At 49.1% G+C, this 8,684-nt stretch carries 8 protein-coding genes; 1 reads left to right on the top strand and 7 read right to left on the bottom strand.

Features of this window, described 5'->3' with window-relative positions; translation table 11 throughout:
• The first annotated feature begins 40 nt into the window (after positions 1 to 40).
• On the top strand, positions 41 to 856 hold the full coding sequence (locus VN379_RS09600; RefSeq protein ID WP_325533197.1) for a methyl-accepting chemotaxis protein: 816 nt from the start codon (positions 41 to 43) through the stop codon (positions 854 to 856).
• 120 nt (positions 857 to 976) lie between these two features.
• Here the strand turns inward: VN379_RS09600 and VN379_RS09595 are convergent, their stop codons facing one another.
• The 7 genes from VN379_RS09595 to VN379_RS09565 form a co-directional block, all read right to left on the bottom strand.
• Complete coding sequence (locus VN379_RS09595) at positions 977 to 1,834, bottom strand: 3-hydroxybutyryl-CoA dehydrogenase (RefSeq protein ID WP_325533196.1); 858 nt, start codon at positions 1,832 to 1,834, stop codon at positions 977 to 979.
• Positions 1,835 to 1,847: 13 nt separating this feature from the next.
• On the bottom strand, positions 1,848 to 2,267 hold the full coding sequence (locus tag VN379_RS09590; protein ID WP_325533195.1) for a MaoC family dehydratase: 420 nt from the start codon (positions 2,265 to 2,267) through the stop codon (positions 1,848 to 1,850).
• A 35-nt stretch (positions 2,268 to 2,302) separates the two neighbouring features.
• Entirely contained in the window at positions 2,303 to 3,502 is a 1,200-nt protein-coding gene (locus VN379_RS09585) for an electron transfer flavoprotein subunit alpha (RefSeq protein WP_325533194.1), read from the bottom strand.
• 14 nt (positions 3,503 to 3,516) lie between these two features.
• Positions 3,517 to 4,302, bottom strand: a complete 786-nt coding sequence (locus VN379_RS09580) for an electron transfer flavoprotein subunit beta/FixA family protein (protein WP_325533193.1) — start codon at positions 4,300 to 4,302, stop codon at positions 3,517 to 3,519.
• Positions 4,303 to 4,409: 107 nt separating this feature from the next.
• Positions 4,410 to 5,549 carry an acyl-CoA dehydrogenase gene (locus VN379_RS09575; protein WP_325533198.1) on the bottom strand — a complete coding sequence of 380 codons (1,140 nt, stop codon included), beginning with the start codon at positions 5,547 to 5,549 and terminating at the stop codon, positions 4,410 to 4,412.
• A gap of 78 nt (positions 5,550 to 5,627) precedes the next feature.
• Positions 5,628 to 6,809 carry an acetyl-CoA C-acetyltransferase gene (locus tag VN379_RS09570; protein WP_325533192.1) on the bottom strand — a complete coding sequence of 394 codons (1,182 nt, stop codon included), beginning with the start codon at positions 6,807 to 6,809 and terminating at the stop codon, positions 5,628 to 5,630.
• A gap of 41 nt (positions 6,810 to 6,850) precedes the next feature.
• Positions 6,851 to 8,401, bottom strand: a complete 1,551-nt coding sequence (locus VN379_RS09565) for an acyl CoA:acetate/3-ketoacid CoA transferase (RefSeq protein WP_325533191.1) — start codon at positions 8,399 to 8,401, stop codon at positions 6,851 to 6,853.
• Between the last annotated feature and the right edge of the window lie 283 nt (positions 8,402 to 8,684).

The following is an 8,684-nucleotide window of genomic DNA, read 5'->3' as shown; positions in this document are numbered from 1 at the left end:
TAGTAAGATTTAGTAAGAACTAAAGAGAGGTGCTTATACTATGAACAAACTGGAAGCCGCTATTACCGCAGCAGAGCTGTATCGTGACCTGAACGCGTTCGATTGTTCCGTTTTGGTGGCAAATTCCGAGGGTATAATTATTCATTATGTCGAGGCGAAAACTTTCCAGGCTAAAGTAACAATAGGTGAGCCGGCACCGGGAACATCAGTCAAGAATTGTCTTGCCACCAGGCAGATAGTCAAGACATTAATTCCGGAGCACCTTTACGGTGTTAAACTGCGCTCCATTATTAGGCCTATCATTGAAGAGGATGGAACGCTTTCCGGCGTGGTTGGTATGGCAATCAGCCTGCTGACAGAACAGGCTTTACATAACGCTGCTCATACTATTGCGTCCATGACTGAGGAAATAACGGCGACTACTGAAGAACTAGCCGCTTCGGCCAGCCGTCTGGCGCACGATCTTGTGAAGGTGAAAAGCGGCAGCGAGCGTGTTATTACTGAGATAAACAAGACCGATGAGATCTTGCGATTTGTGAGTGATGTTGCCGCAAATTCCAATCTACTGGGACTTAACGCCGCGATAGAAGCCGCCCGGGCCGGTGAGCAAGGCCGTGGTTTTGCGGTTGTCGCTGACGAGATACGCAAAATGGCGATTAACAGCTCCCAGTCGGTAAATGATATCAAAAAGATTCTTCAAAATATTGAGCGGGAGGCTATTTCTGTTGTAGATGTAATTGGCAGTACGGCGCAATTGAGTGAGCATCAGGCGACGGCCACAGAGCAGATCGGAAAAACAATGCAAGAGTTGACGGCTACCGCTAATGAAGTAGAGAATATTGCCAATATGGTCTAGTCAAATAAGCTGGCTGAAATGGCTGAGCTGGAAATAACAAACTACCCCTTAAGAGCAGTGCAGGAAGATATCCTGCAGGTCTTAAGGGGTAGTTTGTTTTGCACTTGGAGAAAATTACGATTACCGGGTATATTCAAAGAACCCTTTGCCGGTTTTACGCCCAAGATAGCCGGCTTGGACCATCTTCTTAAGTAGTGGGCAGGGGCGGTATTTAGAGTCACCGTAACCGGCATAGAGGACTTCCATGATCGAAAGCACCGTGTCATTGCCAATTAAATCAGACAGTGCCAGCGGGCCCATTGGGTGGTTAAAGCCAAGCTTGGCTACAGTATCGATATCCTCGGCGCTGGCTACCCCTTCCATCAAGGCATAGACAGCCTCATTAATCATAGGAATGACAACCCGGTTGCCGATGAACCCCGGGAAATCCTCGACTTTAACAGGCTCTTTACCTAGTTTCAGGGCTAATGAGTGTACGGTTTCAAAGGTCTCCTGGGAGGTTGCCAGGCCATTAATGATTTCTACCAGTTTCATGACCGGAGCGGGATTGAAGAAATGCATGCCAATTACCTTATCGGCTCGTTTGGTAGTGGCTGCAACCGCAGTAAGGGGCAGGGAAGAGGTATTTGTTGCAAGTATTGTGTGGGCAGGACACAACCGGTCCAGTGTTTGAAAGATATCTCTTTTAATATCCATGTTTTCTACTGCCGCTTCGACGGCTAAATCCACAGCACAGATTTCGGTGGTCAGTTCAACCGCTCCGGTAATCCGGCTCATAATAACTGCTTTATCATCAAGGGTTAGTTTGCCTTTTTCGACAGCTTTGGCAAGGTTTTTGTCAACAGTTTTAACACCCTTTTGCACATATTCCTCGCTGATGTCTCTCAGAATAACGGTAAGACCACCCTGGGCCATTACCTGAGCAATGCCGCTGCCCATCTGCCCGGCGCCGATAATTAAAACCTTTTTAATTTCCATGTAGGCGTCCTCGCTAGTCTTTTTTCATTACCGTGGCTTTACCGTCAATAACTACAGTGCCATCCTGATTGATGACAGTAGTTTTTAGGATTAGCCGGTTTTTTGCATCGATTTTTTCGATAACCTCTACTGTGGCAGTCACTGTATCGCCGATTTTTACAGGCGCCTTAAAGGCCAGCTCCTGGGCCAGGTAGATTGTGTTGGCACCAGGAAGGGTAGTGCCAAGCAGAGCGGAGATAAAGGCGGCGGACAGCATGCCGTGAGCAATACGCTCTTTGAACATGGTAGTCTTGGCAAATTCAGCATTGATGTGAACCGGGTTAAAGTCACCGCTGAGACCGGCAAAAGTATACACATCATATTCGCTTACAGTCTTGGCCATACTGGCCTTGTCGCCAATCTTAATGTCAGCAAATTTTACATCTTGCACCATAAAAAACACCCCTTGTTACAGATTCTTAGCGGTTTTTAGCCTGCGGCTTTGATTTTCTTGAACTCAGAAATAAGGGCCGGGATTACTTCCAGAACATCGCCGACAATACCATAGTCTGCCATCTTAAAGATCGGAGCGTCGGCGTCTTTATTGATGGCAATTACAATATCTGAAGACGACATCCCTGCCAAGTGCTGGATAGCACCGGAGATGCCACAGGCGATATATACTTTGGGACCAACTGTTTTTCCTGTTTGACCAACCTGGTTTAAGGCCGGTATCCAGCCGGCATCAACAGCAGCGCGGGAGGCACCGACTGCACCGCCCAGAACAGCGGCAAGTTCCTCAATCAGCTTAAAATTCTCGGGTTTGCAAATACCCCGGCCGCCGGAAACAATAAATTCGGCTTCTTCGAGATTGCAGGCCACAGCACTGCCTTGAATTACCTCAATGAGTTTGGTGCGAATATCGCCAGGCTGTACCTTGCTGGTTACCTTGATAACCTCACCGGTGCGGGAGAAGTCCTGTTCCGGACGCTTAAACACTTTCGGGCGGATGGTGCCCATCTGCGGCCGGTGGTCAGGACATAGAATAGTAGCCATAATGTTACCGCCAAAAGCCGGCCGTGTCCAGGCAACAAGCCCGGTTGCTTCATCAATATCCAGATTGGTACAGTCTGCTGTAAGCCCGGTGCCAACCCGGCAGGCAACCCGAGGTCCAAGATCCCGGCCGTCGTTGGTTGCGCCCATCAGGATAACCGACGGGCGATAGGTATTAATCAGGTCAGTCAGTGTGATGGTATAGCCATCGGTAGAATAATGTTTAAATTCAGGTCCCTCGACCAAATAAATTTTGTCGGCGCCGCTGGCAAAAACCTCTTTGGTTAAGCCGGCTACATCCTGCCCGATCAAAACGGCTGCTAATTCCTGGCCCATAGCGTTGGCAAGTTTGCGGCCTTCACCTAAGAGCTCGTGACTTACATTGCGGATGTGCCCGTTTAGCTGCTCAATATATACCCAGACGCCTTTGTACAGATTTTTGTCAACTGTGATTGATTTTTCCTCTACTTCACGAATGATAGCCCCGACAGGACAAACATCCACACAGGCGCCACAGGCGGTACACGCCTCAGTGATGACGGCCTTGTCGTTTTCCATAATGATAGCACCGAAGGGACAGGTGCCCACACAGGCGGTGCAACCGATACATTGCTCAGCAATTACTTTTACAGCCATTATCTTATAACCCCCTAAACGATCTTGGCATCTGACAGTTTTTGAATCAACAGGGCCGCAGCCGCCCGGGCGGTGTCAGCTTGAATAATCTCACCCTGTGTACGTTGTTTGGGGGTAAAGATTTTGCGTACCTGTGTAGGTGAGCCTTTGAGACCGATCTTTTCGGCTTCCACTGGGACATCATTTACCGTCCAGACCGGAATCTCTTTGCGGTTGGCTTTCATGGTTCCTTTGACGGTGGGGGTACGAGGGTCATTGATCGATTTGACTACAGTCAGCATAGCTGGTGTAGATACCTCGATCACTTCATAACCTTCTTCCTGCTCCCGCTCTACCCGGAGCTTATCGCCGTCAGCCTCGATTTTAGACACATAGGTCACTTGCGGGATATCCAGGTGCTCAGCGATTTCAGGGCCTACCTGGGCTGTGTCGCCGTCAATGGCCTGCTTGCCGCAAAGGATGATATCAACCTTGCCTAACTTTTTGATACCGGCGGCCAGGGTGTGGCTGGTGGCTAACGTATCGGCACCGCCGAAAGCCCTGTCGCTCATCAAAATAGCATCATCAGCCCCCATAGCCAGGCACTCTTTAAGCGCATCCTTGGCCTGAGGCGGGCCCATGGTTATGACGGTTACCTTGCCACCATGCTTATCTTTAAGCTGCAGAGCGGCCTCTAAGGCGTTCTTGTCAAAGGGATTGACAATGCTGGGCACACCTTGACGGATTAACGTATTTGTGACAGGATCAATTTTTACTTCGGTGGTATCAGGCACTTGTTTCACGCAAACTACTATTTCCATAAGACCCTAATCCTCCTGTTATAAATATCCAATAAAGATTTCCCTGCGAGTCATGCTGGTAAATCTTTATTGGATTTTGTCTATATATTATGCGCTTGCAAACTTCTTTACCGCAGAATAGCCCCTGAGATTACCATGCGCTGTACCTGATTTGTTCCTTCATAGATCTGAGTAATCTTGGCATTACGCATAAGACGCTCAACCGGATATTCACGGCTGTAGCCATAACCGCCAAAAATTTGTACGGCATCTGTCGTAACTGCCATGGCAGCATCAGATGCGTACATTTTGGCCATCGCCGCTTCTTTGGAGTAGGGTAACCCTTTATCTTTCAGATAGGCGGCGCGGTAAACCAACAGGCGGGCGGCTTCAACCTTTGTGGCCATATCGGCCAGCATGAAGGCAATTGCCTGGTTGCTGGCAATTGGTTTGCCGAACTGGACACGTTCCTTGGAGTATTTAACTGCATGATCAAGCGCAGCCTGGGCGATGCCAAGTGCCTGTGCCGCTACCCCGATGCGGCCGCCGTCAAGGGTAGCCATCGCAATCTTAAAGCCATCGCCCTCTTTGCCCAGCAGGTTTTCTTTGGGGACTTTGACATCCTGGAATACAAGTTCCATGGTAATGGAGGTATTGATACCCATTTTGTGCTCTTTTTTGCCAAAAGTAAAACCAGGCATGTCTTTTTCGATAATGAACGCTGAGATACCCCTTGCCCCTTTGGTTTTGTCAGTCATGGCGAACACAACATAGGTTTCGGCTTCACCGGCATTGGTAATGAAAATCTTGCTGCCGTTTAGCACATAGTGGTCGCCTTCTAAGACCGCGATTGTTTGTTGGGAGGCGGCGTCGGTACCGGCATTAGGCTCGGTTAAACCGAAGGCACCCATTTTTGTGCCCTCCAGGAGGGGTGGCAGGAATTTTTGTTTTTGCGCTTCGTTGCCAAAAGCATAGATAGGCCAGGCACATAACGATACGGTCGCGGAGAGGGTGATGCCAATGCCGTCGTCCACTCGGGAGAGTTCTTCTACGGCCAGGATGTAGCTGAGCACATCGCCGTCAGCGCCGCCGTACTGTTCAGGAAAGCAAATTCCGGTTAGCCCCATTTCTCCCATGGCATCAAAGAGCTCGCGGGAAAACACTTCACTTTCATCGCGTTCGGCAACACTGGGTGCAATCTGCTTTTCGGCAAATTCCCGTACCAGCTTTTGTGTCATCTTTTGATCCTCAGTAAGTTCAAACATAATAATAGTCCCCCTTATTAAAAATTATATATACCACCTCCCTTTTTGGCGTAAAGGGAGGTGGCAGCTAACCGATGGTGACTAGATGCGCTCGACGATGGTGGCAACGCCTTGTCCGCCGCCGATGCACAGGGTGGCCAGGCCAAGCTTTGCCTCCCTGGCTTGCATCGAATGCAGCAGGGTAACAAGGATTCGTGCGCCGCTGGCACCGATCGGATGACCCAGGGCAATCGCGCCGCCATTGACATTAACTTTGTCTTTGGTTAAGCCAAGCTCTTTACCTACTGCGAGAAACTGCGCCGCGAAAGCCTCATTGGCTTCTATTAGGTCGATGTCGGCGATGTTGAGACCTGCTTTCTTCAGTGCTTTGCGGGTTGCCGGCACTGGCCCCATGCCCATTATGGAGGGATCAACCCCGCCTGAGGCAAAGGACCGAATGCGGGCCAATGGTTTAAGACCTAGTTCGGCAGCCTTGGCGGCAGACATAATGACCAGAGCGGCAGCCCCATCATTAATGCCGGAGGCATTACCGGCAGTGATTGAGCCGTCTTTTTTAAAGGCTGGTTTTAAACCACACAGTGATTGTGCCGTTGTGCCTGCTTTGGGATATTCGTCAGTATCGAAGATGGTATCGCCTTTCCTGCCTTTAATCACAACCGGGAAAATTTCTGCTTTAAAAGCGCCACTCTCGATTGCTTTGAGGGCTTTTGCCTGAGATTCATAAGCCAATTGGTCTTGATCCTCCCGGCTTATATTGTATTGAGCAGATACATTCTCAGCAGTAATTCCCATATGGTAATCATTAAAGGCACACCAGAGTCCGTCATGGATCATGACATCGGTGAGCTTGGCATGCCCCATACGGTAGCCCCAGCGGGCTTTGCTGTCCATTAGATAGGGGGCCTGAGACATGCTCTCCATGCCGCCGGCTATCACGATATCAGCATCACCGGTCATAATGGCCTGGGCTGCCAGGTTTACTGTTTTTAAGCCGGAACCGCAAACTTTATTAACTGTATAGGAGGGCACTTCAACCGGAAGTCCGGCTTTAATTGCTGCCTGGCGGGCAGGATTTTGTCCAAGTCCGGCTTGTAATACGTTGCCGAAGATGACTTCGTCAATAGCCGCTTTATCGATACCGGCTTTATCGATAGCTGCCTTGATGATTAAGGCGCCAAGATCTGTAGCCGCTACAGAGGCCAGAGAACCGTTAAAGTTGCCGATGGCAGTACGTACTGCGCTAACAATTACTACTTCTATCATTATTTGCACCATCCTTTAAGTGATATTGAATGCGTTGATTATTATTTGTTCAGGCCCATAAGCTTAGTGCTAAAAATTCGTTCATCCATTTTTTTTAGATTAGGGGAAATAATTGGTTTGAAATCCATCAGTGCAAGAATGTCCTTTTCCAGATCAACACCTGGAGCAATCTCGGTAAGCACCATACCATCAGCGGTGAGCTCAAAGACTGCTCTTTCGGTGATGTACATGACAGGCTGTTTTACCTTCTGCGAGTATTGTCCGCTGAAAGTAATCTGCTCTACCTGGGTAAGGAATTTTCTGGCTTTTCCTTCATTCAGGATCAAAAGTTTCCCATCAGCAACTTGCACTTTGAGGCCGCCGGCGGTAAAGGTGCCGCAAAAGAAGACGCGTTTGGCGTTTTGCGTTATATTGATGAAACCGCCACAACCTGCTACGCGGCCTTTAAATTTGCTGACATTAATGTTGCCCTGCTGATCTGTTTCAGCCAGTCCCAGGAAGGCCAGATCCAGGCCGCCACCGTCATAAAAGTCGAATTGATAAGGCTGGTCTAAAATAGCCTCGGCATTGGTGGCTGCGCCAAAACTAGACCCGCCGGCAGGCACGCCGCCAACAGGACCTGCTTCCACCGTCAGGGTCAGCGTATCGCCAATACCTTCCTCGTTGGCCACAAGCGCCACTCCTTCCGGAACGCCGATGCCAAGGTTTACCTTAGCATCAGAAATCAATTCCAGTGCGGCCCGTCTGGCAATTACCTTCCGCTCATCCAGCGGCAGTGGGGCGATTGCTGACAGTGAAACACGAATTTCTCCGGAATAGGCGGGGTTATATTGTTCGCCAAATGTCTGCATATGCAGGGATGGGGAGTCAGCAACCACGATATAGTCAACGCTGATACCCGGAATTTTAACATCCATGGGCTTAAGGCTGCCGTTGGCCACAAGCCGTTCAACCTGGACGATGACAATACCGCCGGAGCTTTTGACAGCCTGGGCGATGGACAATTGTTCTAAAGAAACAGCTTCATGCTCAATAGTGATGTTGCCGCGCTCATCCGCGCTGGTGCCTCTGAGTATCGCGACATCAACCGGGAAAGGCTTATACCATAGCCATTCTTCACCGCCTAGTTCGATAACCTCGACAAGGTCTTCTGTGGTGATGCTGTTGATCTTGCCACCATCAACCCGCGGATCAACGAATGTGTTAAGACCAACTTTGGTAATTACGCCAGGCTTGCGGCCGGCTATATTACGAAACCAGTGAGTAAGTGTTCCCTGGGGAAAGTTATAGGCTTCTATTTTGTTCTCAACAGCCAGCTTGCCGAGTTTTGGTGCGAGATTCCAATGGCCGCCGACCGCTCTCTTGACCATACCTTCTAACCCGAAATGATTTAGGCCGCGGTCTTTGCCGTCGCCTTGACCGGCGCAGTAAACAAGCGTTAAATTTTTTGGGGCGCCTTCGAGGCTGAAGCGTTCTTCTAATGCGGCTGTTAACGCTTCAGGATGACCGTTGCCGACAAACCCGCTGGTAGCAACCGTTTTGTTGTCTTGTATCAGTTTTGCAGCGTCCTGAGCACTGATTACTTTTACCAATATGCCCACTCTCCTTGTTAAGTATCTAATAATTTTTAATGCAAGGAACATACCAATAGTCAATATTCTTTAAAGAAATGCTGTGTTTAATTCAATAGAGATTTTTGTAGCAGACTCTTAGTAATGCGCTTTCGCTGGTATTTGACCTGATATAGTAACCCCGCCTGTAAAGGCTTATTGAAAACTACCGGAGAGCGTCTTCGCCGAGGAACGATCGATTTTGTTCAGGGTATTATGTGTTTATAGTTATAAACACATGCGTCTAATTTCTTATACACTATCT

The organism is Sporomusa sp. (assembly GCF_035561255.1).
Lineage (GTDB): Bacteria > Bacillota > Negativicutes > Sporomusales > Sporomusaceae > Sporomusa.
Note: the sequence above shows the minus strand (reverse complement) of the source record. Positions and strands in the feature narration are given on the sequence as shown.

Coding starts and splice junctions, on each gene's coding strand:
- VN379_RS09600 (WP_325533197.1), top strand. CDS start 41: ATGAACAAACTGGAAGCCGCTATTACCGCAGCAGAGCTGTATCGTGAC.
- VN379_RS09595 (WP_325533196.1), bottom strand. CDS start 1,834: ATGGAAATTAAAAAGGTTTTAATTATCGGCGCCGGGCAGATGGGCAGC.
- VN379_RS09580 (WP_325533193.1), bottom strand. CDS start 4,302: ATGGAAATAGTAGTTTGCGTGAAACAAGTGCCTGATACCACCGAAGTA.
- VN379_RS09590 (WP_325533195.1), bottom strand. CDS start 2,267: ATGGTGCAAGATGTAAAATTTGCTGACATTAAGATTGGCGACAAGGCC.
- VN379_RS09585 (WP_325533194.1), bottom strand. CDS start 3,502: ATGGCTGTAAAAGTAATTGCTGAGCAATGTATCGGTTGCACCGCCTGT.
- VN379_RS09570 (WP_325533192.1), bottom strand. CDS start 6,809: ATGATAGAAGTAGTAATTGTTAGCGCAGTACGTACTGCCATCGGCAAC.